Genomic DNA, 25,418 nt, shown 5'->3' with positions numbered 1-25,418 from the left:
GGCATGAGCGAACCCCGGGAGCACCGGCAGGAAACGCCGGAGGGCGATATCTGTTGGTTCGAATGGGGAGAGCGGGGGCAGGGGCCTTCGCTGCTGCTGCTTCACGCGACGGGCTTTCACGCCCGGCTTTGGGATCGGGTCGTCGAAGCGCTACCCGCCGGCACGCATGTCATCGCGCCCGACCATCGCGGCCATGGGCGGAGCTTCCGCCCCGCGACGCTGGCTAATTGGGCGGCGACCTCCGATGCGCTGCTGCCGCTGCTCGACGGGCTGGGCGGCCACCCGATCGTCGGCTGCGGGCACAGCATGGGCGCTTATGTGCTGACGCGGCTCGCGTCGCAGCGGCCGGGTGCTTTCCGGCATCTGGTGCTGATCGACCCGGTAATCATGGACCCGGGGTTCTACGAGGGCGAGGCCGGTCCGATCCCAGATCCTGCGGATCATCCCGTCGCGAGGCGCCGCAATAGCTGGGCCAGCGCCGAAGAGATGCGTGCGCGTTTCGCCGACCGGCCACCTTATGCGAACTGGGATCCGCGCGTGCTTGCCGACTATTGTACCCATGGCCTGATCCCGGCGGTCGACGGCGACGGGCTGGAGCTCGCCTGTCCGCCGGCACTCGAGGCGTCGGTGTACCAGAATGCGCTGCGTACCAGTCCGCATGAGTGGCTGCATTATCTCACCGTGCCTTCGACAGTGATCCGCGCCCCGACCGGCGAGCGCGGCGGCCCGCTCGATTTTTCGTTGAGCCCGACGTGGACCGGGCTTGGTGCCGCGATCGGTGCCGAACGCGACGAGCTGTGGGCCGAGCACAGCCATTTCATCCCGATGGAAGATCCGGCGCGCGTCGCCGCGCTGCTCGCCGCGCATCTCTGATCTTTCCCGCTTTGACAGGCGCCCGGGGCTGCGATAGCCCGGCGACGGTTCTTATCGGGGGGTGAGATGTTCGACACGCGACTGGCGCTGGCCGCTACTCTTCTTTGCCTTGCACCGCCCGCGGCAGCCGAGACATTGACTATTGCCGGCAGCGATCCCGCCACGGCCAATGTCAGCGACCTGCTCCGCCTGTCGGTCGAGCGCTTCGAGGGTGAGGGTGGCGCGGCGCTGGCGCAGCAGCTTGAGGCCGAACTCGGCAACGCGCAGTTCGACGGCCGGGCCTATTATCGCATCGTCGCACCCGAATCGGGCGCACCGACCGACGGCCTTGTTACCGGCACCACCCGTGCCAGCGTCGACGAGGTCGCCGTGACCGAAAAGCGCGACAAATGTGTCGAGCATGACCCCGCCGACAAGAAGAAATGCCTGAAAGAGATCGAGGTCGACATCCGCTGTCGGCGCCGCACAATCATGGTGGCGACCACCGCGCGGCTCGTCGCGATCGCTGACGGTTCGGTCCGCTACACGCGCCCACTTAATGCCCGCGATCAGGTGACATATTGCCCCGACCGCTCCGCCTCGCGCTCGGTCGACGATTATATCGCGGGCGTCCAGCGCGATCATGTCGTCGCGATCCGCCGCGACCTCGCGCCGCGCGACTATGCCCTCGACGTCCGCGTCGAGGAAAGCACCAAGGGGCTCGCGAAACCGGCGCAGGCGGCGTTCAAGAACGCCGTCCGGCTAACCAAGAGCGACCAGCGCGGCGCGTGCGCGGCGTGGACAGCGTTGACGCGCGACGCCGAGCCGACCGCTGCGCTCGCCTTCAACCTGGGCCTCTGCGCCGAGATGCAGGGCGATTTTACCGCCGCGACCGACTGGTATGGCGAGGCGCGGCGGCAGGGATCGCGCAGCGGTGCGATAGCCGAGGGCCTCGAACGCATCGAGCGCAATCGCCGGGCGCTGGCCGATTGGGACGCGCGTAAACGTTTGATCGGTCAGCAGTAATAAAGCCCGCCGGCCCTGTGCCAGAAAGCGACAGCGCCGTGTCGCCCTTGGTCGGATGGCCGCAAATAGGCTAGGGAATAAATATGAGCATCGCCCTTTCCGATTATGAAACCGGCGCCAAATATGATGGCGACTATTCCGACACCATCGCGGCGCTCGAGGATCGGCTCGAACGATTGCAGGCCGCGCATATCATCCACGGCCAGCGCAGCATCATCATGTTCGAGGGCTGGGATGCAGCGGGCAAAGGCGGGATCATCCAGCGGCTGACCGCCTCGCTCGACCCCCGCTATTTCGAGGTGTGGCCGATTGCGGCGCCGAACGAGGAGGAAAGGGCGCGCCATTTCCTCTGGCGCTTCTGGAAGCGCTTGCCCGGCAACCGCGAGATATCGATCTTTGACCGCAGCTGGTACGGCCGCGTGCTGGTCGAGCGCGTCGAGGGGTTTGCGACCGAAGCCGAGTGGCGCAAGGGCTATGACGAGATCAACGAGTTCGAGGCGCAGCTGACCGGGAGCCGGACGAACCTCGTCAAGCTGTTCATCCACATCACGCAGGACGAGCAGGACGCGCGCTTCGCTGCGCGTCTCGACGACCCGTGGAAGCGGTGGAAGACGGGAACCGAGGATTATCGCAACCGGTCGAAGCGCAAGGACTATCTCGCCGCGATGGAAGAGATGTTCGAACAGACGAACACGCGTTGGGCGCCGTGGAAGGTGATCGACGGCAACAACAAGAAGGCGGCGCGCATCGCGGCGCTGACGCATATCGCCGAAACGCTCGAGGCGGCGGTGCCGATGACGCCGACGGAACGCGACCCTGCGGTGGTCAAGCTGGCGAGCAAGGCGTTCGGCTACAAGCCGAAGGATTGATGGAGCTTAAAGCGACAAAATATACGGACATACAGCTCGAAACTGTCTCCTTTGTCGCTTTACGCGGAGGCGATCGTCGCGGCGAAAGTCGCGGGAAGAAATTACGATTGCAAAGAGCCGAGGCACGAAGCTGGCACAGCGCGACAATGTAGGAAAGCCTATTTTGCGCGGCTTTTTCGGCGGGCCGCCTAGCCAATTCGTCCGCCAATCGCTACATGGGATGGATGAGCCGCGCCAAGAGATCCGATGACTGGGGTTTTCCCCGCTGGCGCCCCTATGGTTCGTCGCGCGAGACGCAGAAGGTGCGGCTTTGCGACCGCCACGGCTGCACCAACCCGGGAAACTGCCCCGCGCCGAAATCGCCGAACAGCCCCGAACGATGGTATTTCTGCGAGACGCACGCCGCCGAATATAATCGCGGCTGGGACTATTTCGCTGGCCTTTCCGCCGAAGATGCCGCTGCGCGTGCTGCGGAAGAGGCGCAGGGCGCCCGCAGCTATGCCCGTGCGCAGCATTATGCCTGGGGCGGATCGGGCGACGGCAGCCGCAGCGCCGACGAAATGCGCGCGCTTGAGGTGCTGGACCTCGAGCCCGACGCCGATTTCGAGGCGACGAAAAAGGCCTGGCGCAACCTCGCCAAGGAATGCCACCCCGACGTCAAGCCGGGCGATGCCGAGGCCGCCAAGCGCTTTGCGGCGGGGCAGGCGGCGTTCGAGGTGCTGAAGCAGGCCGAAGAGCGGAAGAGTTGGAAGCCGGCTTAGGGCTGGTTTCGACCCCATTGCGGACATTGGATCGGTGTGCATGATGGCCGCCGATGACTGATGAGAACCCCACCGAAAAGATGCTGGCAATGCTTTCCCGCTGGTCCGGTGGCCAGTCGCTAAACGATAATAGAAAAGTGCGGCTGATATGCCATCAGCCACAAAATGGCGCCTACGCCTATTTGCACCGCTTATATGCCGGATTGAGCAGGGAAGAGATTACCGAAATAGAGGATATTGTCGGTCAACCTATTCCTCCTCGGCTGTTTAATTTTTACCGGGCAACCAATGGCGCTCGGCTCTTTGAAGGGCAAGTTAGCGTTAGTGGATTTGTAAAAAACTTTAGTCGTGACCCCGCTAGAGAAATTCCGATCAGCATTGAGCAAGATAATTACGTTTTTGGGGCAATGCGCCCGGAATGGCATGGACAGGGATATTTTCGGGTAGGTAGCATCTCTGTTCTTCGTCAGGACGAAATCATATGCGGGCCTGACGATCAACTTGCCGTCCTCCACGGACAGACTGGCGAGGCGCTGCGCCATTACGAGGACATTTTCGATTGCGTGGAGAGCTTCACTCGAGAGATGGCCCAGTTCTGGACACTCGATGGCGACTTCATTGGCGATTTGGAAGTCATCGACCAGTTACTGCTTGGAGTCGGGGGAACCGCCTAATGTCCGCTCCCCACCCCAAAGCAGCTCTTACTTGTAAATGCAGGAATCCAGCCCGTCGCGCTTCACAACGCCGATGCGCGCGCGGATCGTGTTGCCGTAACGGCGGGTGAAGCCCGAGGGGCTGATCGCTTCGCGTTTCTTGGGGAGCGGCAGGATCGCGGCGATGCGTCCCGCTTCGGCCGGCGTGAGCTTGCTGGCGCCATGCTTGAAATAGCGCTGCGCGCCGGCCTCGACGCCGTAGGTGCCGATGCCGGTTTCGGCGACATTGAGGTAAACCTCCATGATCCGCCGCTTGCCCCAGATCTTCTCGATCAGGAAGGTGAACCAGACTTCGGGCACCTTGCGGACATAGCGCGTCCAGCCGCTGCCCTGCCACAGGAAGACGTTTTTCGCGGTCTGCTGGCTGATTGTCGATCCGCCGCGCATACGCTTGCCCTTGGCGTTGCGCTCGATCGCCTGTTCGATCGCGTCGCGGTCGAATCCGTCATGGGTACAGAATTTGCCGTCCTCGGCCGCGATCGCGGCGGCGACCATGTTGCGGTCGATGTTCGACAGGCTTTCCCAATCCTTGGTGATCCCGCTGCTGTCGGTCAGCATGGTGAAGGTCACCGGCGGGGGCACGACGGCGTAGATCAGCACCCACAGCACCGAGGCGATGATGAACCACAGCAGCCATTTGAATGGCCGCAAATACCAGGGGAGCTTGCGCTTCTTTGCGCGGGGAGGAGTTGCCATGCGCCGCAAATTAGCCGCTTGCCACCGGGTGGCAAGCGGCTGTTTAGGGAAAAATCAGGCGCCGACCAAGCGGCGGTCGCCCGCGAGCTTCAGCATCGCCTTTTGCAGCTTTTCGAACGCGCGCACCTCGATCTGGCGGACGCGTTCGCGGCTGACGTCGTAAACCTGGCTCAGGTCCTCGAGCGTCTTGGGATCGTCGGTCAGGCGGCGCTCGGTCAGGATGTGGCGTTCGCGCTCGTTGAGCGATTCCAGCGCCTCATTAAGCAGCGAGTGGCGCACATCGCGTTCCTGCGCTTCGGCGACGCGCTCGTCCTGCAGCGGACCTTCGTCGCCGAGCAGATCCTGCCACTGGCTGTCGCCATCTTCGCCCATCGGGACGTTGAGCGAGGTGTCGCCGCCCATCGACATGCGGCGGTTCATGCTGACGACTTCTTCCTCGGTCACACCGAGGTCGGTCGCGATCTTGGTCAGATGTTCGGGCGACAGGTCGCCGTCCTCGAACGCCGCGAGATTGTTCTTCATCCGGCGAAGGTTGAAGAACAGCTTTTTCTGCGCCGCGGTGGTGCCCATCTTCACAAGGCTCCACGAGCGCAGGATGAATTCCTGGATCGAGGCGCGGATCCACCACATCGCATAGGTGGCGAGGCGGAAGCCGCGTTCGGGGTCGAACTTCTTCACGCCCTGCATCAGGCCGATATTGCCTTCGCTGATCAGCTCGCTGACGGGCAGGCCATAGCCGCGATAGCCCATCGCGATCTTGGCGACGAGACGGAGGTGCGAGGTGACGAGCTGCGCCGCAGCTTCATTGTCGCCATGCTCCTGGAATCGCTTGGCGAGCATATATTCCTGCTCGGGGGTGAGCAGGGGGAATTTGCGGATTTCGGCCAGGTAGCGGTTCAGGCTCGCCTCACCGCCGAGCGCGGGCACCGTTGCCGGAACATTGCTTTTGTTAGCCATGGGTAGAGACTTCCCTTATTTTCAGAGGAGAAATATGCCGCGGTTGGGTCCGGCGGTCAAAATAGATTTTCATTCGAAACCTAAACGCGCAATTCATCGATCAGTTCCCGCATGTCGCCTGGGAGTTCGCTGTCGAGCGCGATGTCGTTACCGGTCACCGGATGAATAAAACCCAAATGGGCGGCGTGCAACGCCTGACGTACGAAATTCCGGGCCCGAAGGATATCAGACAAAGGTTTACGTTGGCGTCCGTAAACGGGGTCACCGACCAGCGGATGGCCTATATGCGCCATATGGACGCGCACCTGATGCGTGCGGCCGGTTTCGAGCCGGCATTCGACCAAAGTCGCGCCCTTCAACGGCTCGATCGTGCGGTAGTGCGTGATCGCATGCTTGCCGCGCCCTTCGGCAACCACCGCCATCTTCTTGCGGTTGGTGCTCGAGCGGCCGAGCGCCGCATCGACCGTGCCGTTTGCGGGCATCGGCCGCCCGGTCGCGATCGCGAGATAGCGGCGGTCGATGCTGTGCGCGGCGAACTGCTTGGCAAGGCCTTCGTGCGCCTTGTCGTGCTTCGCGGCGACGATCAGCCCGCTCGTGTCCTTGTCGATGCGGTGGACGATCCCCGGCCGCGCCACGCCGCCGATCCCCGACAATTGACCCGCGCAATGGTGAAGCAAGGCGTTGACCATCGTTCCGTCGAGATTGCCCGCGGCGGGATGGACGACCATGCCCGCCGGCTTGTCGACGACGATCAGATGCTCGTCTTCGTAGGCGATGACCAGATCCATATCCTGCGCGACATTATGCGCAGGCGTGGCAACGGGCAGGCGGACTTCGATCGTCGCGGGTGCGGACGCCTTGGCCGACGGATCCCAAAGGATATTGCCGCTCGCGTCGACGACGCGGCCGCCCTTGATGAGGGTCTTCAACCGCTCGCGCGACAGGCTGGGGAGCGCCTCGGCCAAGGCCCGGTCGAGCCGCAGCCCGGCCGCGCTATTGTCCAGCGCTACGGTCAAAATGTCGTCGTCCCCCTGCATTGATGACAATGTGGTTTTCGGACGGCGAAATTCAAGGGTGCGGCTCGCCGTATCGTGCTTGCTCTGGACGGCGTTGGTGCCGTAGGAGCAGCTCATGCCGGAAAGGTCCGGACGCTGCGCTGGGGAGCCATTTCATCCATGTCCGACGATCGCGTCGATTTCGCCTCGATGCTGGCCTCGCGCCTGTGTCACGACCTGCTGAGCCCTGTCGGGGCCTTCGCCAACGGGCTCGAACTGCTCGCCGACGAAAAAGACCCGGCGATGCGTGAGCGTTGCTTCGAACTGCTTGAGCAGAGCGCGCGGACTTCGGCAAACAAGCTGAAGTTCTTCCGCCTCGCTTTCGGTTCGGCCGGCGGGTTCGGTGAGCTTGTGCCAGCCGACGAAGCGAAGTCGGCGATCCAGGGCATCATCGGTGACCGTGCGATCGAACTTAACTGGATGATCGGGACCGACCCGCTGCCCAAGCCCGCGGTGAAGATCATCCTCAACCTGTCGCTGCTGCTCGTCGATGCGCTCGTGCGTGGCGGGCGGCTCGATGTCGGCTGCGAAAAGCAGGGTGCCGACAAGGATGGGGGCATCGAGATCGCGCTGCATGTCGAGGCCGAACGCATCTTCCTCGACGCCGACGTCGAGCGCATCCTTGCCGAAGGCGAAGGCGCGAGCCCGATGACGTCGCGCACCGCGCCCGCGGTGCTGGTGCAAGCGGTGGCGCGGCAGAATGAGGGGACGGTGATGCTGGCGCGCGAAACGCCGACGTCGTTGCTGGTTGGAGCCGTCCTCCGCGGCCGCGGGTAAAGCCACTTTTAACCATTGTCGGGCATGGTCGAACCTCAGTTTTTGGGGCGCACCGGTACCGCGATGGACGATCTGCTGAACGACTTTCTGGCCGAAACGGCGGAAATCCTTGCCGAAGCCGGCGGGGCCATTGTCGCATGGGAGGCGGACCCCGCCGATCGCGCGCAGCTCGATGCGATTTTTCGCTTCGTCCACACGATCAAGGGCAGCTCGGGTTTCCTCGCCTTGCCGCGCGTTACCGCGCTGTCGCACGCCGCCGAAGATGCGCTCGATCAGGTGCGGCGCGGTAACCGTCCGGCGAACGCCGCGCTCGTCACCGGGGTGCTCGGCATCCTCGACCGGCTCGGCGACCTTTGCACTGCGCTTGGTAAGGAGGGCGTCGAGCCCGCGGGCGATGACCGCGACGTCATCGGTGCCCTTGCGGTGGAGGATGTCGCCGACGAGCCGGTGGTCGAGGTCGCGGGTGTCCCGATGCGCCGCGAGGACGATCTTCAGGCCGAATTGCAAAACTGGCGCTCGATCCGCGTGCCGCTGCCGCTGCTCGACAGCGTGATGACGGGGGTCACCGACATCGTGCTGGCCCGCAACGAGTTCGCCCGGATGCTGCGCGAGTCGGGGGCCGATCTGTCGGTGATCGCCTCGTTCGACCGCCTCTCCGATTCGATTGCCGGAATGCGCCAGTCGGTCAGCCAGATGCGCATGCAGCGCATCGACAAATTGTTCGCGCCGCTGCCGCGCATCGTTCGCGATCTTGCGCACGACATGCGCAAGAAGATTGCCTTCCAGACGAGTGGCGGCGAGGTCGAGCTCGACCGCGAGATGATGGAGAATATCCGCGATCCTTTGATCCACATCGTTCGCAACGCGATCGACCATGGCATCGAATCGCTCGAGGATCGCGTCGCCGCCGGCAAGGATATCACAGCGACGATCTCGGTTTCGGCGCGGCAGTCGGGCAACCAGATCGAAATCGAAGTGCGCGACGATGGCCGCGGACTTTCGCCCGACGCGCTGGTCGCCAAGGCGATCGCGTCGCGCGTCGTTACCGCGACCGACGCGCGCGCGTTGACGCCCAAGGAAAAGCTCGAGCTGATCTTCCGCCCCGGCTTCTCGACCGCAGCGAAAGTGACCGCGGTTTCGGGGCGCGGCGTCGGAATGGATATCGTCAAGGCGAATGTCGAAAAGATCGGCGGCATCGTCGAACTGCGCAATGATGAGGGGCGCGGCCTTTCGATCCTGCTCCGCGTGCCGATGACGCTGACGATCATTTCGGGGCTGATGGTGCGCGCAGCGGGGCAATATTTTGCGATCCCGCGTGGCGCTGTGCGCGAAATCGTGCTCGAAAGCGGCGATACGGTGCGAATCGACCAGCTTGGCGGCGGCGAGCTCGCGACCGTCCGCGGCGAACAATTCCCGCTCCTTCGGCTGGAAAACATATTGGGCCGCGAGCGCGACGCGGACGACGACAGCGACGACCGCGCGCTCGTGATCGTGCGGCCGGGGCAGGGGCAAAGCTATGCGCTGAGCGTCGCGGCGATCCACGACCATGAGGAACTGGTGATCAAGCCGGCGGCGCCGATGATCATGGCGACGGGCCTCTACGCCGGGACGACGTTGCCCGACAATGGCCGCCCCGTGCTGCTGCTCGATGTCCAGGGGCTGCTGGCCGCCGCGGCGATCGATGCAAGCGAAGCGGGCCGCAGCCATAACCGGATGGCCGAAGCCGACGCAGCAGCCGCGGCGGCGCGCAATGCCGTCCAGCTGCTGCTGTTCCGCGACATGAACAGCCGTGTCCGCGGCGTCCGCCTGTCGGTCATCGAACGCGTCGAGGAAGTGCCCGCATCGGCGCTGTTCGAAAGCGCGGGCCGCGTGCAGGCGCAGATCGGCGACGATATATTCCCCGTCCATGCCGCGACGCTGCCGGGCGGCGAGGGGACGCTGAAGCTGCTTCGCCTCTACGATGGTCACGCTGTGCTCTGTTATCCGATCGCCGAGGTGATCGACATCGTGCGCCTGCCCGATGCCGTTCAGCCGTCGGCGGCGCCGGGCCTGATCGCGGGCGTCGTGCTCGTCGGCGGCGATCCGGTCGAACTGATCGATCCCTTCTGGCTAATGGAGCAATATGCCGCAGGCGCACCTGCACCGGCGCTGCGCCAGCCGCTTTGCCGCCTGGCCGACGACCGTGACGGGTGGGGCGGCAATTTCCTCGCGCCGATCCTGCGTAGCGCCGGCTATCGCGTCGTCCTGGGCGACGACGCGTCGGATGAAGTGCCCGATGTCCTGCTGTGCTGCACCGAAGAAGACGAGGTTTTGGGCGCTGCTAACGGCGAGGTGCCGGTGATCCGGCTGCGTACCTCGATAGCCGCAGCGGGGCCCGAAGACGAAACCGTCTATCGTTATGACCGTCAGGCGTTGCTCGACGCGTTGCGCCGGCAGGTTGGGGGAGACCGCGCATGATGGAAAAACTCTATCTGATCGCGCGGATTGCCGATACGCGCGTCGCGCTCCGCAGCCGCGCGATTAATTCGGTGGTTACCGTCGGTATACCGGTCGAAGTGCCCGCCGCGCCGCCGCACGTCGCCGGGCTTTTCGCGCTGCGCAGCCGTGTCTTCACGCTTATCGACCCGCATGTCGTCATTGGGCTGCCTGCGGTACCCGTCGCGCCGGGCCAGCGCGTGATCGTCGTCGACGTTGCCGAGCACGGTTATGCGCTGCTTGCCGACGAAATCGAGGACGTCTGTTTCATCGATGCGCCCGAGACTCGGGTCGCCGGCAAACTCCTGCCCGGCTGGGCGCGCGTCGCCGATGCGATGATCGAACATCGGGGCGCTTCGCTGCTGGTTGTCGATCCGTCCAATTTTATCACGCTGCCGGCCTTAAAGGCGGCATGAATTCGGTCGTTTATTAACGGGCTGCACACGCCTTCACCGTAAACATGCCCAAATCCCGGGGGTCGGAGTTAAATTGAATGTCGAAATCTTGTCTGGTGGTCGACGACAGCAAAGTCATTCGCAAGGTCGCGCGCCATATTCTTGAAAGCATGTCCTTTGCCGTCGACGAGGCCGCCGACGGGCAGGAGGCGCTGACCTTCTGCCGCGCCAATCGCCCCGACGTCATCCTGCTCGACTGGAACATGCCGGTCATGAGCGGAATGGAGTTCCTCGGGGCGTTCAACGATCTCGATTATGGCCGCGAAGAACGGCCGCGCGTCGTTTTCTGCACGACCGAAAACAGCATCGACCATATCCGCGCGGCGATCGAGGCCGGCGCCGACGAATATGTCATGAAGCCGTTCGACCGCGAAACGCTTGAAGGAAAGCTGCAGCTCGTCGGCATCGCCTAAGGTTTTCTGTTCGAGGTGTTTTAAGTGGCCCGTCCACAACCCCTGATACAAGATCCCGAGCCGACCGCCCGCACGGTGCGCGTGATGCTCGTGGACGACAGTCTGGTCGTTCGCAGCATCCTCGAGCGGATCGTCGACCAGCGCCCGGGGCTGAAGATTTGCGCTTCGGTTGCTTCGGCGCATGACGCGCTCGACTATCTGGCGCGCGAGCCGGTCGATGTCGTCATCCTTGATATCGAAATGCCGGGAATGAACGGCATCGATGCCCTGCCGCATATATTGGCGCGCGCCGAAAAGGCGCGGGTGCTCATCCTGTCGTCGAACTGCGTCGAGGGCGGCCCGGCGGCGATCGACGCGCTGGCGCTCGGCGCCAGCGACACGCTCGCCAAGCCCGGCCGCGGCAGTTTCTCGGGACGTTTCGCTGAAGTGCTGACCGAGCGCATCATGACGCTTGGCCATCAAAGCGATTTCCCCGCGCCGGTCCCCGTTGCCGAGCGCCCGGCGCCAGCGCCTGCCGTGCTCGCGATCGACACCGATCAGCCGATCGAATGCATCGCAGTCGCAGCATCGACCGGCGGCATTCCCGCTTTCGCCAATTTCCTCGCCAATCTCGACCCGCGCATCACCGCACCGATCCTGCTCACCCAGCATCTGCCCGACGCTTTCATGGAGTTTTACGCCAAGCAGATCGCGACGATGACCGCGCGCCGCGTGCGCGTTGCCGAGGCGGGAATGGTCGTCGAGCGCGGCTGCATCTATCTGGCCCCCGGTGACGCCCATCTGGTCGTCGTCGCCAGCGGACGCCGCCGCGAGATCGCGCTCGATCGCCGCGCGATGGACAATGGCTGTTGTCCCTCGGCCGATCCGATGCTCGATTCGGTGGCCGACGTTTATGGCAAGGGCGGCGTCGCTGTCATCCTGAGCGGCATGGGCCGGGACGGCGTGATCGGCGCGGCACGGCTGAAAGAGGCGGGCGGCACGATCTTCGCGCAGGCACCGGAGAGCTGCGTGATCTGGGGTATGCCGGGCGCGGTTGCGAAGGCGGGAATTGCCGCGGCGACGCTCAACCCCGACGCAATCGCGCTAATGCTCGGCAGCTTCCTTCCCGGGCGCCGCAAGTCATGATGGGCGCGACCGCCAGCGAGTCGGCGTATCGCGTGTTGATGGGGGTGCTCGAATCGCGGACCGGGCAGACGCTGTCGCCGAACCGCATCTGGCGGATCGAAATGTCGCTGAAGCCGGTGATGCAGCGCCACGGAATCGCCGATCTCGACGCGCTGGTCGCGGCGCTCGTGACGTCGAACAGCCGACAATTGCTCGATGACACGGTCGATGCGATGCTCAACAACGAAACCTATTTTTACCGCGAATATAGCGTGTTCGACGAAATTGCTGCAACCGCGCTTGAGCAAATCCGCGAGATCAACAAGCTGCGGCGCCGGCTGACCGTCTGGCATTGCGGGGTGTCTACGGGACAGGAAGCCTATTCGCTGGCGATGCTGATCGCCGAGCAAGGCACGAAATGGGCGGGCTGGCAGGTCGATATCGTCGGCACCGATGTCAGCTATCATGCGATTTCGCGCGCGCGCGTCGGGCTCTATAGCCAGTTCGAGATCCAGCGCGGGCTGCCGGTGCAGCGCATGGTGCGCTGGTTCGACCAGACCGAAGGCGGATGGCTGGCCAAGGCCGACCTGCGCCGCCGCGTCGATTTTTCGGTGCAGAATATGCTCACCGACCGGCCGCCGCTCGCAAGCCCCGCCGACCTGATCTTTTGCCGCAACCTGCTCCTCTATTTTTCGGCCCCGATGCGACAGAAAGCCTTTGCTCGGCTCCGCGCGATGGCAGCGCCGCAAAGCTTCCTCGTACTCGGCGCCGGCGAAACAGTGCTCGGGCAGACCGATCAATTCGTTGCCAGCCCGCGTCTGCGCGGCCTTTACGAGCCTGCCGACCAGCAGGTGCGCCGCCCCGATTCCTCGCGACCGATCGCCGCCTGACCTTGCTTTTTGCGCCCTACTGGCGCAATCGATGGATTGGCAAGCACAGGACGGACCCCCAAAGCGAATGAGCGATTTTATCGAACGCTGGTCTCCCAATTTCGACGAGCGCGCGCTGCCCATCTCGATGATCGTGCTGCACTATACGGGTATGAAGAGTGGTGCCGAAGCCATTGATTGGCTTGCCAATCCTGAAGCGAAAGTGTCGGCGCACTATGTCGTCAGCGAGGATGGCCAGATCACCCAGATGGTGCCCGAGGACAAGCGCGCCTGGCATGCCGGCAAGTCGCACTGGCGGGGCATCAGCGATATCAACTCGGCAAGCGTCGGGATCGAGATCGTCAATCCGGGGCACGAATGGGGCTATGTCCCGTTCCCCGAGCCGCAGGTCGCGTCGGTCGTCCGCCTCGTCCATCTGATCAAGGATCGCCACGCGATCACCCGCGGCAACGTTGTTGGCCATTCGGATATCGCACCGACGCGCAAGCAGGATCCGGGCGAGCTGTTCCCGTGGGAAGAGCTTGCGCGCCGCCGCCTCGCGCTGCCGCGTCCGACGAAGAAACTCACCGATCCACTTTGGACCGACGCCGGTTTCCTGCTCGCGCTCGAACGTTTCGGTTATGATGTGACCGACGGCTTCGCAGCGACGGTCGCGTTCCAGCGGCGCTTTCGCCCTGAGCTGATCGACGGCACGATCTGCGGGGAATGCCGCGCAATCCTGCTCGCGCTGCTGCTGCCGCAACCCGAGGGCAATTGACTCGTCAAATCGGGTCGCGACGCGTATAAGGTGAGGGCCAGAGGGTCGGGCGATCGCCGCTTTCGCAAGAAAGGGGAGGAAAGTCCGGGCTCCACGGAAATCACGGTGCCGGATAACGTCCGGCGGATCGGGCTTTGGCCAGGTTCAGGGAAAGTGCCACAGAGAGCAGACCGCCACAGGCTTCGGCCCGGCGAAAGGTGAAAGGGTGCGGTAAGAGCGCACCGCGCGGCTGGTAACAGGCGCGGCACGGCAAACCCCACCGGGAGCAAGGTCGAATAGGGACGGTACGGATTTATCCAGGGCTGATTCCGGCCCAGCCGTCCGGGTTGACTGCTTGAGCGTTCGGGTAACCGTTTGCCTAGAGGAATGATCGCCCATCCCCGAAAGGGGTGGACAGAACCCGGCTTACAGACCCTCTGGCAATTCTCTCCCTGAAAGCCGCGCGGGAACCGCGCCGCGCCGGGCCGCGTATTAGGCGGACCAGAAAAGGAGACGAACCATGAAAGTCGTCGATGACCATGTCGAGGTAACCGAAACCGAGGCAAGCAGCGGGGTGAAAGGACATAATGTCCGCTATGTGCTGGCCTTTTCGCTGATCGCGGTGATTATCGTACTGTCCGCGATCTGGATCATTCCCGCGCTGTTGCAGCCCTGATCGCCGACTATTTCGCCTTGGTCACGCTAACCAGCTCTTCCTCGGCGCCCGGCGTATCCTCCATATAGATGGTTCGCACCGGACGCTTGAACTTGCGCGTGTAAAGCTTGTCATAGGTGCGATCTTCGCCGGTCCCCTTGATCTTCAGAAGGGTCGTGATGGTGTCGCCGGTCGTGACATTCCAGCTCATTTCATCGCCGTCGTGGGCGTAGGTCCGGCTGTATACCTTTGCATCGAGCCCGATCAGCCGCATGCGTGGGCCGTCCTTCGTCATCGCGGCGCGGTAACGATAGACGGCCGACATTGCGGTGGTGCCGCCGGTGAGGTCGCGGACCGTCAGCACGCCCTTGTTGATCGAGAGGTCGGCGGGCCCCAGGCGATCGGGTTCGAGCTTGAAGCTTCCCGCCGGCTGGTGCCCGATGTCGAACTCGGCGCGGTAGCTCAGCTGCACATGCAGCGTTCGCACATCGGGGCTCGCGACGACATAGGCGGTATCGGGATCGCCGTCGCCGTTGAGGTCGCCGTCGATGCGTGTCTCGATCTCCTCGCCCATCTCGAGCCAGTCGTTCAATGTGGCGTCGGAGATCGGTTGCATCGGTTCGCGCGCAAGCGCTGCGTGCGTGGCGCTTCCCAATAAAAGCGCGGCGATCCATCCCAAGCTTCGCATCATGATCCTCCCACCCGTCGCGGCCAGATTATCAGTTGCTAGCGCGGCGTCCAGCCGCTGTCGGTGACCACGCGCACAGCCTTGCCGGAGGAATGGCTGGCTAGGGGCGGGTTGCAGAACGGTAGCTTTTGGCCCAGCCTCGAAAAATGCGATCACTATCCTGCCTATTCCTGCTGTCGGTGAGCGCAGTAGCAACAGCATCTATACCCACGGGCAAAAACTACGGACCATGGCTTGTAGCCGGCATATCAAGTGTGGATGGCGCAAATGGCGGCGATGCTTCCGTGATATTGGCGCAAGGTGATGAGCACAATGACCTAGAGGTTCGCTGGAGCGAAGGCAGCGCTTCAGTGAACGTGTCGATGTATATCGACAAGTGCATGGGAGAGGAGAGCTTCGAAGCATCCTATTCCATGGCAACAGATGAATGGTTGCAGATGACGGATAAGGAAGTTCAGACGCAGCTGCGCGCGAACATTCTTATCTGGTTGGATCGGGCCAAACGAACTTGTGCATCACCCCCAGCATTCAAATTGAATGCTTTGGACGCGGCCGCCAAAGATTTCACCGGTAGATTGCGAGGCTTCACAGGATACTCTGAATGAAGCTCGCTGAGCGGCCGGCCTCAGAAATGCCCAGCCATGCTGAATGGCCGCAATTGGTCGAAGGCGGACGGAAAGATCAGCTCGCGGGATAGCTGACCGCCATCACTTCCCATTCCTTTGGCCCAGCGGGTAGTTGCACTGTGCGCAAATCGCCGATCGCCGCGCCGCGTAGCGCGCGGGCGAGAGGACTGTTCCAGCCGATCCGGCCTTCGCCCGCCTCGGCCTCGTCGTCGCCGACCAAAGTGACGATCCGCCGCGCATCGTCATCGTCGGCGAGCTCGACCGTGGCACCGAACCAGATGCGGCTCTTGTCGGGCTGCTGAGCGGGATCCACAACGCGGGCCGCCTTCATCCGCCGGGCAAGGAAGCCCAGCCGACGGTCGATTTCGCGCAGCCGCTTGCGGCCATAGATATAATCGCCATTCTCGCTGCGGTCGCCATTGCCCGCGGCCCAGCTGATCACTTCGACCAGCTTCGGGCGCTCGTCGCCGAGCAGCGTGTCATATTCGGCGCGCAGCGCGGCATAGCCCGCCGGGCTGATGATGTTCGTCTTGTCCCCCGCCATGAAACGTCAGCCGGGCGTGCGCTTGCCGAGGTAGAAGCTCAGCGGCGCCTGCTGCCGCGACCCGCCGCCGTCGCGCAGCGTGTCGTAGACCACGGCATTTTCGAGCACCCGCTGCACATAATTGCGCGTTTCGAAGATCGGGATCGCCTCGATCCAGTCGACCATCTCGATCCCGCCACCGCGCGGATCGCCATTGGCGCGCAGCCATTTGTTCACATTGCCGGGGCCGGCGTTGTACGCCGCCACCGCCAGCGGATAGCTGCCGCCAAAATAGCGCAGCATCTGCTGGAAGTAGGTCGAGCCCAGCATCATGTTGTAATTGGTGTCCGTGGTCAGCGAGCCCATGTCATAGCTCATCCCGAGCTTGCCCGCGACTTCGCGCGCGGTGCCCGGCATCAGCTGCATCATGCCGCGCGCGCCGGCGTGGCTGATTGCCTGGCGGTCGAACTGGCTTTCCTGCCGCGTGATCGCGTGGATGAAGGTCCAGTTGCTTTCATGCCCTGCAGGAACGCGGACGGTCGGGAAGCCCGACACCTCGACCGCGTCGAGGCTGTTCGCCTGCGCGCTGCGGCCGATCATCACGCCGAGGTCGGGGCGCCCGATCTGCGACGCCAGCTTGCCCGCAAGCACATGGTCGGCGGGCGAGGTCGCTTTTTGCGCGAGCGCACGCAGGAACAGGGACTGTTCGCGCCACGCGCCGATTTCACCCAGCGCGCGCGCGGCGCGGACCAGCCGGTCGTCCTCGAATTCGCGGCGATCGTCGTTGCTCACCTGGATGGTCGGGTTCGGCGTCGGCTTGGGCTGCGGGCGGTTCAGTCGCTCGAGCGCCAGCTGGCCGTAGAATTGGTCGTAATGCTGCGCGGCATCGGCAAAATGGGCGTTCGCCGTGCTCGAGTCACCGGCGGCCAGCGCGGCACGGCCGGCCCAGTAGAAGCCCTTGGTGCGCGTCTGCGCCGAGCGCGCGGCTTCGCCATAGGCGCGGTAGAGGCGCACGGCTTCGGCCGGACGGCGAAGGTCGCGATAGGCGAGTTGCCCCGCGAGCCAGGCGAGCGAGGTGTAGTCGTCGCGCACGCTGAGCGGCGCTTCGCGGATCACCGTCCCGGGCGGGAAGGCGTCGTCGAGTTGGCGTGCGATATTATAGGCGGTCGTCTTATCGCCGCCGTCGCTCGCCTGCCGCGCGTTGGTGAGCAAGGTTTCGAGCCATTCCTCGGTATCGGTCGGCGGCTTGGCGAGTGATCGGGGCGCCGCGAGCAGCGCGCGCGCTTCGCCGACGCGGCCTGCCTTGCGCAGCCACGTCGCCTTGTCGGTGATATAGCCGGCGTCGGTACGCGTCAGCGACGGATTGGCGCTTTCGGCGGCCGATGCCTGAAAAGCGGCGTCGACCGACGCGTTGCGCATCGCGAGCCGCGCGGCGAATATGTTGCGTTTGTCGGGCGAGGTGTAGGCGAGTTGGCGGCTCGCGGCCGATGTCTGGCCGAGCCAGAGCAGCCTGTCCATCCTTGCGTCATGGTCGGCGGGGGTGATCGCGCCGGGGAACATGGCGAGCGCGCGGCTCGTTTCATAATCGTCGAGCGGGCCGCTGGTCCATGCGCGGCGGACGGCGGCATTGGCGTCCTCGCGGCGTCCCGACGCGTTGAGGGCAAGCGCGTAGCGGAGCTGGCCGCTCGCTGTCTGCGGCGGATAGGCCTGGAAATAGGCGAGGGTGCGCTGTGGATCGTAGCTGTCGAGCGAGATGGCTTTTTCGGCGCGCGTGCGCATCTTGTCGCTATCAGGCCAGCCCTTGTTCGCCATCAGGAAGCGCGACAGCTGGTCGAAAGAGGCGCCGGTATTCGCGGTCAGGCGCCGCCATTCCATCACCGCGTCGCCGACCGAACTCGTCGACGGCGGCGGCCCCGAATTGGCCGCGAGGCCCATCTGGGCGCGGTACCAAGCCATTTGTTCGGGAGTGAGTTCGCTGGCATGGACAGCGGTAGGGATCAGGAGGGCCGCGGCGAGCGCGAGGCGGGATATGCTGGGCAGCGAGATCATACCGGCCATAGTAATGCCAAACTCCTTGCGGGGCGCTGAATAGACGTCCAATAGCGGCGCGCTGGCCGGATTCTATCGGTCACAGCGGTTAATTGTAAAGGAGCGGAGCATGTTTTCGGGTTCGATTCCCGCTTTGGTGACGCCATTCCGCGATGGGGCGTTCGACGCGCCGGCCTTCGCGCGCCTCGTCGATTGGCAGATCAAAGAGGGCAGCAGCGCGCTGGTCCCATGCGGAACGACCGGTGAAAGCCCGACGCTCGGCTTCGACGAACATTATCAGGTGATCGACACCTGTCTTGAAGCGGCGGCGGGGCGGGTCCCCGTGATCGCGGGGTGCGGTTCGAACGACACCGCGACGGCAATCCGTCATATGCGCCATGCGCAGGCGGCCGGTGCGGCCGCCGCGCTGATCGTCGCGCCCTATTACAACCGTCCGAGCCAGGATGGCATGATCGCGCATTTCAAGGCACTCGCCGATGCTAGCGACCTGCCGATCGTCGTCTATAATGTTCCCGGCCGTACCGTTGCCGACATCAGCGCCGAGACCCTGTGCAAGCTCGCCGAAATCCCGAGCGTCGTTGCGATCAAGGATGCGAGCGGCGATCTGGCGCGCGTGACGGTCCAGCGCGCCGGGGCGGGCGAGGACTTCTGCCAGCTTTCGGGCAACGACGACCTCTGGCTGCCGCACGCCGTGATGGGCGGCGCAGGCTGCATCTCGGTCACCGCCAATGTCGCGCCGCGCCTCTGCGCCGATTTCGCCGCGGCCGCCGCCGCAGGCGACTGGGCGCGTGCGCTGGCGCTGCACGACAAATTGTTCGACCTGCACAAGGCGATGTTCTCCGACACCTCGCCGGGGCCGGTCAAATATGCGCTGTCGCGCGTCCACGACTGGTTTTCGCCCGAAGTGCGCCTACCTATTATCCCGGCGAACGATGCATCGCGCGCCGCAGTCGATGCCGCGCTGTCCGCGGCCGGAGTAATCTAGGTCTAACAATGGCTCGTCCCCAGTCCGCCGCCGAATTCGACAAGAAGAAGATCGTCGCCGAGAACCGGCGCGCGCGGTTCGACTTTGCCATCGACGAGGTGTTCGAGGCGGGGATTGCGTTGCAAGGGACCGAGGTCAAGTCGCTGCGTTTCGGCGAAGGGACGATTGCGGAGAGTTATGCCGAGGTAAAGGGGCACGAGGTGTGGCTGGTGAACAGCAACATCCCCGAATTCAGCCACGGAAACCGGCACAATCATGAACCCAAACGGCCGCGCAAGCTGTTGCTCAGCGGCCGCGAGATCAACAAGATGCACGCCGCGGTCGCGCGGCAGGGGATGACGCTCGTTCCGCTCTCGATCTATTTCAACAGCCGCGGCCGCGCCAAGGTCGAACTGGCGATCGCCAAGGGCAAGAAGGCGCACGACAAGCGCGAATCGATCAAGGAACGCGACTGGAAGCGCGACAAGCAGCGGTTGATGAAGGACCGCGGATGAGCGGGGGCAAGCCGAAGGACAAGGCGGCGGTGATGAACTGGATTCGCCGCAATTCGCCGAGCCGCGAAGAGCTTCTCGAAAGCCGCTTCATCAAGCCTTTTGCGCATCGGGTCGCGCATAGCCATTTGTGGCGTTTTACGCGAACGTCGGTGCGGCGCGGCACGGCGCTGGGGCTTTTCGTCGGCATCTTCTTCCTGATCCCGGGGGTCCAGATCCTGGGCGTTGCGCTGCTCGCGCTGCCGTTCCGCGCCAACATCCCGATCGGTGCGGCGATGACCTTTCTTTCGAACCCCGTGACCACGCCGCTGATCCTTGCGGCGTCGGTGTGGCTGGGCAGCGCGCTGTTTGGTATGCACACCAATGTGTCGAACCTTTATATCCTCTATGACGAAGGTGCCTCGCTAGTCGAATGGTGGCACTGGTTCACGGCAAATGCGGGCACGGCGCTGCTCGGCGGGCTGGCCGGGCTGTTCGTGATCTCGGTGGCGTCCGCAGCGGTCGGCTACCTCCTTGCGTCGGTGATCTGGGACAATTGGATCCGCCTCCGCTGGCGCCGCAAGATCCGCCGTGCGCGCGACCAACGACATGAGGCATCGACCAGCGACACCGCGGCCGGTTGAACCGCCGAACGGCGGGCGTATAGCTGTTCCATCGCTGATCCGCACCGTGCCTGCGCGGCGCGGATTTTCGCTTCAAATTGAAAACTGGGGAATATCATGACTCTGCATATTTCTTCGCGCCTGATGGCGACCGCCGCGCTTGGCGCGCTGATGCTCGCCGCTGCTCCGGCGACCGCCAAGGAAAAGGCCGCGACCGCGCCTGCCACCGAAGCCGCCGCCAAGCCCGAGATCGGCGATTTCGGTTTCGACCTGTCGGGCATGGACAAGAGTGTCCAGCCGGGCGACGATTTCTATGCCTATGCCAACGGCACCTGGGCGAAGAACACGCAGATCCCGGCCGACAAGTCGAATTATGGCATGTTCACCGCGCTCAATGACCTGTCGCAGACGCGCACGCGTGAAATCCTCGACGCCGCCAAGGGCGACCCGAACAGCATGATCGGCCGCGCCTATGCATCCTATCTCGACTCGGCGACGGTCGAAGCCAAGGGGCTCGCGCCGATCCAGCCGTGGCTGAACAAGATCCGCGCCGTCGAGAAGCCGGGTCTCGCGGCTCTGCTCGCCGAAGCCGACCGCAATGGCGTCCAGCATTTCTTCGGCGGCTATGTCGGGCAGGATGACAAGAACCCAGACGTCTATACCTACATCATCTTCCAGGGCGGCATCGGCATGCCCGACCGCGATTTCTACCTGAAGGAAAACGAGCGGAACACCGCGCTGCAGGCGGCCTACCTCAAGCATTTGGAGAATGTCCTGACGCTCGCGGGCGAAGCCAATGCCCCGGCGCGCGCCAAGGCGATCTATGATTTCGAAAAGCAGGTCGCGACGGTCCACTGGGACAAGAATGACAGCAGCGACGCGACCAAGGCCTATAACAAGATGACGATCGCCGAGCTGGCCAAGGCGGCACCGGGCTTCGACTGGTCGACCTTCATCCGCGGTCTCGGCGTCAAGGAAAACACGCTGATCGTGTCGCAGCCGAGCGCGTTCACCGGCGAAGCCAAGCTGATTGCCGATGCGCCGATCGCGGTGATCCGTGACCAGCTGCTCGTGCGGAGTCTCGACAGCTTCGCGGGCGTCCTGCCCGATGCCGTCGCAAAGGAGGCGTTCTCCTTCTACAGCACGGCGCTGTCGGGCACGCCGCAGATGGAAGAACGCTGGAAGCGCGGCGTCGACTTCACGACGGGGAGCCTCGGCGACGCGGTCGGCAAGGACTATGTCGCGAAATATTTCCCGCCCGAAACCAAGGCGGCGATGGACACGCTGGTAAAGAACGTCCTCGCCTCGATGGGAAGCCGCATCGACGGGCTGACGTGGATGCAGCCCGCGACCAAGGTCAAGGCGCGCGAAAAGCTCGCCAATTTCACCACCAAGATCGGCTATCCCGATCAGTGGAAGGATTACAGCAAGCTGGAAATCCGTGCCGACGACCTGTTCGGCAATTCGCTGCGTTCGAACCAGTTCGCGCACGATGACAATATCGGCCATCTCGGTGGACCGATCCGTCGCTGGGAATGGTTCATGACCCCGATGACGATCAACGCCTATGCCAATTTCGGCATGAACGAGATCGTCTTCCCTGCCGCGATCCTCCAGCCGCCCTTCTTCGATCCGCATGCCGACGCTGCGGTAAATTATGGCGGCATCGGCGCGGTGATCGGCCACGAAGTCAGCCATCATTTCGACGACCAGGGCGCGAAATATGACGAGACCGGCAAGCTCGCCGACTGGTGGACCCCCGCCGATGTCGCGGCGTTCGAAGCTGCGGGCAAGGCGCTCATCGCGCAATATGATGCCTATGAAGTCCTGCCGGGCGAAAAGCTCGACGGAACCTTCACGCTCGGCGAGAATATCGGCGATCTGGCTGGCCTGACCGTCGCTTATGACGCATATAAAAAGTCGCTGGGCGGCAAGGAAGCGCCGGTGATCGACGGTCTGACCGGCGACCAGCGCTTCTTCCTCGGCTGGGCGCAAGTGTGGCGCCGCAACTATCGCGAGCAGAATCTGTCGCAGCGTATCACGACCGATCCGCATTCGCCGTCGATCCAGCGGACTTGGGTCTCGCGCAATCTTGACCCTTGGTATAAGGCCTATCAGATCAAGCAGGGTCAGAAGCTCTATCTCGAGCCGAAGGATCGCGTCCGCATCTGGTGATGCGCTAACTGGAAAGTCCGTCATTGACCGTGCAAAGCCTGCCTTCCGCTGATGGCGATTTCATCAGGGGGGCAGGCCCCGCCGGGCCTTTGTCGGCCCCGGCGGGCCTGTCGCCGGTCGACAAGGCAGTGCTCGGCGGGCTGGCGTTGCTGTCCGCCGCACTGCTGTTCTGGGCGACGGGCGACGCGGTATTGGCGGCAGGCTTCCTTGCCGGGCTTGCCGTTGCCGTAGGCGGTGTGCTGCTCGCGCGGCGGCTGTTCCCGGCGGTGGTGACCGGCGAGGCGGTTGCGCCCGACTGGACGATGCTTCGTCAGGCGGTCAATCACGACGATATCGCGATCGCCGTGACCGATCGCGGGGGCCGAATGGTTTGCGCGAACGATCTGTTCGGAACCTGGTTCAATGGTTTTGTGACGCCGCCCGGCCTGCCGCTCGAAGGGCGGGGCGCCGAGACGCTGAAGAATGCCGGCCGAGTCGCATGGCGCGATGGCGAGGGCTATGCCGACGACATCGCGATCGGGCCGTTGCAATTGCGCGCGCAGGTGACGCGGACCGGGCAATCCGACGACTATCTCGTCTGGCGCTTTTCGGCGCTCGAACGGCTCGACCTCGCGGGTGAGATCGTGCGGCATCTCGATGGTCCAGCGGGGCGCACATTGGGTCATGCGGGGGTGATGGCGGCGCTCGTCAGCGCCGAGGGGCGGCTGCGCGTTGCGAATCAGGCCTTCCTGCTTCGCGCGCTGGGCGAGGATGATGCGGTTCATTATGCCGGCCGCGACGTCGCGCCGATGATTCGGCTCGACGATGCCGGCGCGCTTTATTTCGCGCGCGAGGGTGATCGCGCGACGCCGGTGCGCCTGATCCAGATCCCGCTCGCGCCCGCCGACAGCAATACGCCGATGCTGCTCGCGATGCTCGACGAGGAAATGGGCCCCACCGACCGCGGCACCGCGCAGACCTATGTTGAAACCCTGCTGTCGCTGCTACCCTTCGGGCTCGCAATGGTCGATCGCGACGGGCGCTTTCTCTATGTGAACCGGGCGTTCGTCCGGGCGGCCAACCTTCCCGAAGGAAAGATGCCGCGCTATCCGGGCGACATCGTCGTCGGGGAGGACAAGGGCCCGCTTGCCGATATGATCCGCCGTCACAGCAGCGGGCAGCAAGTCGGGGGCGACCTGTCGATCCGGCTCGCCGGGCAAAGCGGCGATCCCGTGTCGATGCGGATTGTCGGCGTGCGCGGGCTGGGCGAGGCTGCGGTGCTGCTCAGCCTCAAGGATTCGAGCGAGGAATCGCGGCTGAAGCAGCAGGTGGCGCAGGCGTCGAAGATGCAGGCGGTCGGGCAGCTTGCCGGCGGCGTCGCGCACGATTTCAACAATATCCTGACCGCGGTTCTCGGCGCGTGCGACCTGATGCTGATGCGCCATACGCCCGGTGACAGCGACTATGACGACATCCAGCAGATCCGCAGCAACGCCAATCGTGCCGCCAGCCTGACGCGGCAATTGCTCGCCTTCTCGCGGCAGCAGACGCTACGCCCGCAGATTTTGCAGCTGCCTGACGTGATTTCCGAAGTGTCGCACCTCTTGAAGCGCCTGATCGGCGAGACGGTCCAGCTGGCAGTGCATCACGGTCGCGGCCTTGGCGCGGTGCGCGCCGATCCGGGGCAGCTCGAACAGGTCATCATCAACCTTGCGGTCAATGCGCGCGACGCGATGCCGGGCGGCGGGACGTTGACGATGGAAACCTATCCGGTGTCGGCGGCCGATGTGCGGCAGATGGGCAATGAATTCATGCCGCCCGCCGATTATTGCGCGCTCAAGGTCAGCGACACGGGCACCGGCATTCCCGCCGACGTGTTGCCGAAGATTTTCGAGCCCTTTTTCACGACCAAGGACGTCGGCAAGGGCACGGGGCTGGGTCTGTCGACCGTCTACGGGATCATCAAGCAGTCGGCGGGCTTCATCTTCGCCGAAAGCAAACCGGGGCAGGGGACGAGCTTCTTCATCTATCTGCCCGTCCATCGCGCAGATGGCGACGCGCCCGTTGTCGTGCCGCCGCCCGCCAAACCGAAGAAGAGCCAGTGGGGGACCGGAACGATCCTGCTGGTCGAGGATGAGGATATGGTGCGCGCCGTCGCGGAACGCGCGCTGACGCGTGCGGGTTATAGCGTCGTCACCGCTTCGCAGGGCGAAGAGGGGCTCGAGCGTTTTGCACAGATGGAGAAGGTCGATTTGATTATCAGCGACGTCGTGATGCCGACGATGGACGGACCCGCGATGGTGCGCGCGATGCGCGCCAAGCGGCCCGACCTGCCGGTCCTGTTCATGTCGGGCTATGCCGAAGAGCAGCTCCGCCAGTCGATCGATATCGACAATGTCGCCTTCCTGCCCAAACCTTTCTCGGTCGCGCAGCTCGCCGAGGCGACATCGGCGGCGCTTGACGACGCTGCGCATCGGGTGCCGAATGGCCAGTAATCCGCGCATCCTTCTCGTCGAGGACGATGTTCTGATCGGTATGATGCTGGTCGACATGTTCGACGCGCTCGACCTCCCCGAACCCGCGCAGGCGACGACCAATGAGGAGGCGCTTGCGCTCATCGCCGCCGAGCCGCTCGCTGGTGCCCTCGTTGACATCAACCTCGGTGACGAAAAGGGCTGGCCGGTCGCCGACGCCCTCGCCGAACGCGGCATCCCCTTTGCCTTCACCTCGGGCGGCGGCGATGTCATTCCGCCCGCGCATGCGCATCGCAAGCTGATTACGAAGCCGTTCCGGATCAGCGATATCGAGGCGGCGCTGGAGGATTTTTCGGCGGATTAATGCGATTTCTTTCTGCCGTGATTTTATT

26 protein-coding genes and 1 other RNA gene are annotated in these 25,418 nt (G+C 64.0%); 21 read left to right on the top strand and 6 right to left on the bottom strand.

Annotated elements, in window-relative coordinates; translation table 11 throughout:
* The first annotated feature begins 3 nt into the window (after nucleotides 1–3).
* The 5 genes from GGC65_RS05645 to GGC65_RS05625 all read left to right on the top strand — a co-directional run bounded on the left by GGC65_RS05645 (nucleotide 4) and on the right by GGC65_RS05625 (nucleotide 4,182).
* Nucleotides 4–873, top strand: coding sequence for an alpha/beta fold hydrolase (locus GGC65_RS05645; protein WP_192646265.1), 870 nt, complete (start codon nucleotides 4–6; stop codon nucleotides 871–873).
* 66 nt (nucleotides 874–939) lie between these two features.
* Nucleotides 940–1,878 carry a hypothetical protein gene (locus tag GGC65_RS05640; protein ID WP_192646264.1) on the top strand — a complete coding sequence of 313 codons (939 nt, stop codon included), beginning with the start codon at nucleotides 940–942 and terminating at the stop codon, nucleotides 1,876–1,878.
* An 83-nt stretch (nucleotides 1,879–1,961) separates the two neighbouring features.
* Nucleotides 1,962–2,747: a polyphosphate kinase 2 family protein gene (locus GGC65_RS05635; RefSeq protein ID WP_192646263.1), complete on the top strand. Its 786-nt coding sequence runs from the start codon at nucleotides 1,962–1,964 to the stop codon at nucleotides 2,745–2,747.
* A gap of 224 nt (nucleotides 2,748–2,971) precedes the next feature.
* Entirely contained in the window at nucleotides 2,972–3,508 is a 537-nt protein-coding gene (locus tag GGC65_RS05630; RefSeq protein ID WP_192646262.1) for a J domain-containing protein, read from the top strand.
* A gap of 53 nt (nucleotides 3,509–3,561) precedes the next feature.
* Entirely contained in the window at nucleotides 3,562–4,182 is a 621-nt protein-coding gene (locus GGC65_RS05625; RefSeq protein ID WP_192646261.1) for an SMI1/KNR4 family protein, read from the top strand.
* A 27-nt stretch (nucleotides 4,183–4,209) separates the two neighbouring features.
* Here the strand turns inward: GGC65_RS05625 and mtgA are convergent, their stop codons facing one another.
* The 3 genes from mtgA to GGC65_RS05610 all read right to left on the bottom strand — a co-directional run bounded on the left by mtgA (nucleotide 4,210) and on the right by GGC65_RS05610 (nucleotide 6,911).
* Nucleotides 4,210–4,917 (bottom strand): monofunctional biosynthetic peptidoglycan transglycosylase, encoded by a 708-nt coding sequence (gene mtgA / locus GGC65_RS05620; protein WP_192646260.1) that lies wholly within the window; start codon nucleotides 4,915–4,917, stop codon nucleotides 4,210–4,212.
* A 54-nt stretch (nucleotides 4,918–4,971) separates the two neighbouring features.
* Complete coding sequence (gene rpoH, locus GGC65_RS05615; protein ID WP_192646259.1) at nucleotides 4,972–5,874, bottom strand: RNA polymerase sigma factor RpoH; 903 nt, start codon at nucleotides 5,872–5,874, stop codon at nucleotides 4,972–4,974.
* 80 nt (nucleotides 5,875–5,954) lie between these two features.
* The gene (locus GGC65_RS05610; RefSeq protein ID WP_192646258.1) at nucleotides 5,955–6,911 is read right to left on the bottom strand and encodes an RluA family pseudouridine synthase; all 957 of its coding nucleotides are present in this window, start codon (nucleotides 6,909–6,911) and stop codon (nucleotides 5,955–5,957) included.
* Nucleotides 6,912–7,049: 138 nt separating this feature from the next.
* On the opposite strand from GGC65_RS05610, the gene GGC65_RS05605 reads away from it, so the two are divergent.
* From GGC65_RS05605 to GGC65_RS05565, 9 genes are all read left to right on the top strand, one after another.
* Nucleotides 7,050–7,706, top strand: a complete 657-nt coding sequence (locus GGC65_RS05605; RefSeq protein WP_192646257.1) for a histidine phosphotransferase family protein — start codon at nucleotides 7,050–7,052, stop codon at nucleotides 7,704–7,706.
* A gap of 24 nt (nucleotides 7,707–7,730) precedes the next feature.
* Nucleotides 7,731–10,163, top strand: a complete 2,433-nt coding sequence (locus tag GGC65_RS05600) for a chemotaxis protein CheA (protein WP_225940686.1) — start codon at nucleotides 7,731–7,733, stop codon at nucleotides 10,161–10,163.
* Complete coding sequence (locus tag GGC65_RS05595; protein ID WP_192646256.1) at nucleotides 10,160–10,597, top strand: chemotaxis protein CheW; 438 nt, start codon at nucleotides 10,160–10,162, stop codon at nucleotides 10,595–10,597. The genes GGC65_RS05600 and GGC65_RS05595 overlap by 4 nt, the downstream gene beginning before the upstream one ends.
* Nucleotides 10,598–10,674: 77 nt before the next feature.
* Nucleotides 10,675–11,049 carry a response regulator gene (locus GGC65_RS05590; RefSeq protein WP_192646255.1) on the top strand — a complete coding sequence of 125 codons (375 nt, stop codon included), beginning with the start codon at nucleotides 10,675–10,677 and terminating at the stop codon, nucleotides 11,047–11,049.
* A gap of 24 nt (nucleotides 11,050–11,073) precedes the next feature.
* Nucleotides 11,074–12,174: a chemotaxis-specific protein-glutamate methyltransferase CheB gene (gene cheB, locus GGC65_RS05585; RefSeq protein ID WP_192646254.1), complete on the top strand. Its 1,101-nt coding sequence runs from the start codon at nucleotides 11,074–11,076 to the stop codon at nucleotides 12,172–12,174.
* Nucleotides 12,171–13,043 carry a CheR family methyltransferase gene (locus tag GGC65_RS05580; protein ID WP_192646253.1) on the top strand — a complete coding sequence of 291 codons (873 nt, stop codon included), beginning with the start codon at nucleotides 12,171–12,173 and terminating at the stop codon, nucleotides 13,041–13,043. The genes cheB and GGC65_RS05580 overlap by 4 nt, the downstream gene beginning before the upstream one ends.
* A 67-nt stretch (nucleotides 13,044–13,110) precedes the next feature.
* Nucleotides 13,111–13,800 carry an N-acetylmuramoyl-L-alanine amidase gene (locus GGC65_RS05575; protein ID WP_192646252.1) on the top strand — a complete coding sequence of 230 codons (690 nt, stop codon included), beginning with the start codon at nucleotides 13,111–13,113 and terminating at the stop codon, nucleotides 13,798–13,800.
* 37 nt (nucleotides 13,801–13,837) lie between these two features.
* An RNA gene (rnpB, locus tag GGC65_RS05570) (RNase P RNA component class A) lies at nucleotides 13,838–14,224 on the top strand.
* A 75-nt stretch (nucleotides 14,225–14,299) separates the two neighbouring features.
* Nucleotides 14,300–14,455, top strand: a complete 156-nt coding sequence (locus GGC65_RS05565; protein ID WP_177175745.1) for a hypothetical protein — start codon at nucleotides 14,300–14,302, stop codon at nucleotides 14,453–14,455.
* A 7-nt stretch (nucleotides 14,456–14,462) separates the two neighbouring features.
* Here GGC65_RS05565 and GGC65_RS05560 read toward each other — a convergent pair whose 3' ends face one another.
* A complete protein-coding gene (locus tag GGC65_RS05560) occupies nucleotides 14,463–15,050 on the bottom strand; it encodes a hypothetical protein (protein ID WP_192646251.1) in 588 nt (195 codons plus the stop codon).
* A 251-nt stretch (nucleotides 15,051–15,301) separates the two neighbouring features.
* On the opposite strand from GGC65_RS05560, the gene GGC65_RS05555 reads away from it, so the two are divergent.
* On the top strand, nucleotides 15,302–15,727 hold the full coding sequence (locus tag GGC65_RS05555; RefSeq protein WP_192646250.1) for a hypothetical protein: 426 nt from the start codon (nucleotides 15,302–15,304) through the stop codon (nucleotides 15,725–15,727).
* Between the two features lie 76 nt (nucleotides 15,728–15,803).
* Here the strand turns inward: GGC65_RS05555 and greB are convergent, their stop codons facing one another.
* A complete protein-coding gene (gene greB, locus GGC65_RS05550; RefSeq protein WP_192646249.1) occupies nucleotides 15,804–16,292 on the bottom strand; it encodes a transcription elongation factor GreB in 489 nt (162 codons plus the stop codon).
* Nucleotides 16,293–16,298: 6 nt separating this feature from the next.
* Nucleotides 16,299–18,329: a lytic transglycosylase domain-containing protein gene (locus GGC65_RS05545; RefSeq protein ID WP_192646248.1), complete on the bottom strand. Its 2,031-nt coding sequence runs from the start codon at nucleotides 18,327–18,329 to the stop codon at nucleotides 16,299–16,301.
* A gap of 100 nt (nucleotides 18,330–18,429) precedes the next feature.
* On the opposite strand from GGC65_RS05545, the gene dapA reads away from it, so the two are divergent.
* From dapA to GGC65_RS05515, 6 genes are all read left to right on the top strand, one after another.
* Nucleotides 18,430–19,305 carry a 4-hydroxy-tetrahydrodipicolinate synthase gene (gene dapA, locus GGC65_RS05540; RefSeq protein WP_192646247.1) on the top strand — a complete coding sequence of 292 codons (876 nt, stop codon included), beginning with the start codon at nucleotides 18,430–18,432 and terminating at the stop codon, nucleotides 19,303–19,305.
* A gap of 8 nt (nucleotides 19,306–19,313) precedes the next feature.
* The gene (gene smpB / locus GGC65_RS05535) at nucleotides 19,314–19,799 is read left to right on the top strand and encodes an SsrA-binding protein SmpB (protein ID WP_192646246.1); all 486 of its coding nucleotides are present in this window, start codon (nucleotides 19,314–19,316) and stop codon (nucleotides 19,797–19,799) included.
* Nucleotides 19,796–20,419, top strand: coding sequence for a DUF2062 domain-containing protein (locus tag GGC65_RS05530; RefSeq protein ID WP_192646245.1), 624 nt, complete (start codon nucleotides 19,796–19,798; stop codon nucleotides 20,417–20,419). The genes smpB and GGC65_RS05530 overlap by 4 nt, the downstream gene beginning before the upstream one ends.
* Nucleotides 20,420–20,515: 96 nt before the next feature.
* Nucleotides 20,516–22,573 carry a M13 family metallopeptidase gene (locus tag GGC65_RS05525; RefSeq protein ID WP_192646244.1) on the top strand — a complete coding sequence of 686 codons (2,058 nt, stop codon included), beginning with the start codon at nucleotides 20,516–20,518 and terminating at the stop codon, nucleotides 22,571–22,573.
* 89 nt (nucleotides 22,574–22,662) lie between these two features.
* Nucleotides 22,663–25,047, top strand: a complete 2,385-nt coding sequence (locus GGC65_RS05520; protein WP_225940685.1) for a response regulator — start codon at nucleotides 22,663–22,665, stop codon at nucleotides 25,045–25,047.
* Entirely contained in the window at nucleotides 25,037–25,390 is a 354-nt protein-coding gene (locus GGC65_RS05515) for a response regulator (RefSeq protein ID WP_192646243.1), read from the top strand. Before GGC65_RS05520 ends, GGC65_RS05515 begins: the two co-directional genes overlap by 11 nt.
* The last annotated feature ends 28 nt before the right edge of the window (nucleotides 25,391–25,418 follow it).

Origin of the sequence: Sphingopyxis sp. OAS728, assembly GCF_014873485.1 — a bacterium.
Taxonomy (GTDB): Bacteria; Pseudomonadota; Alphaproteobacteria; order Sphingomonadales; family Sphingomonadaceae; genus Sphingopyxis.
The sequence above is the reverse complement of the archived record's forward strand: the minus strand, read 5'-3'. Positions and strand labels throughout refer to the sequence as shown.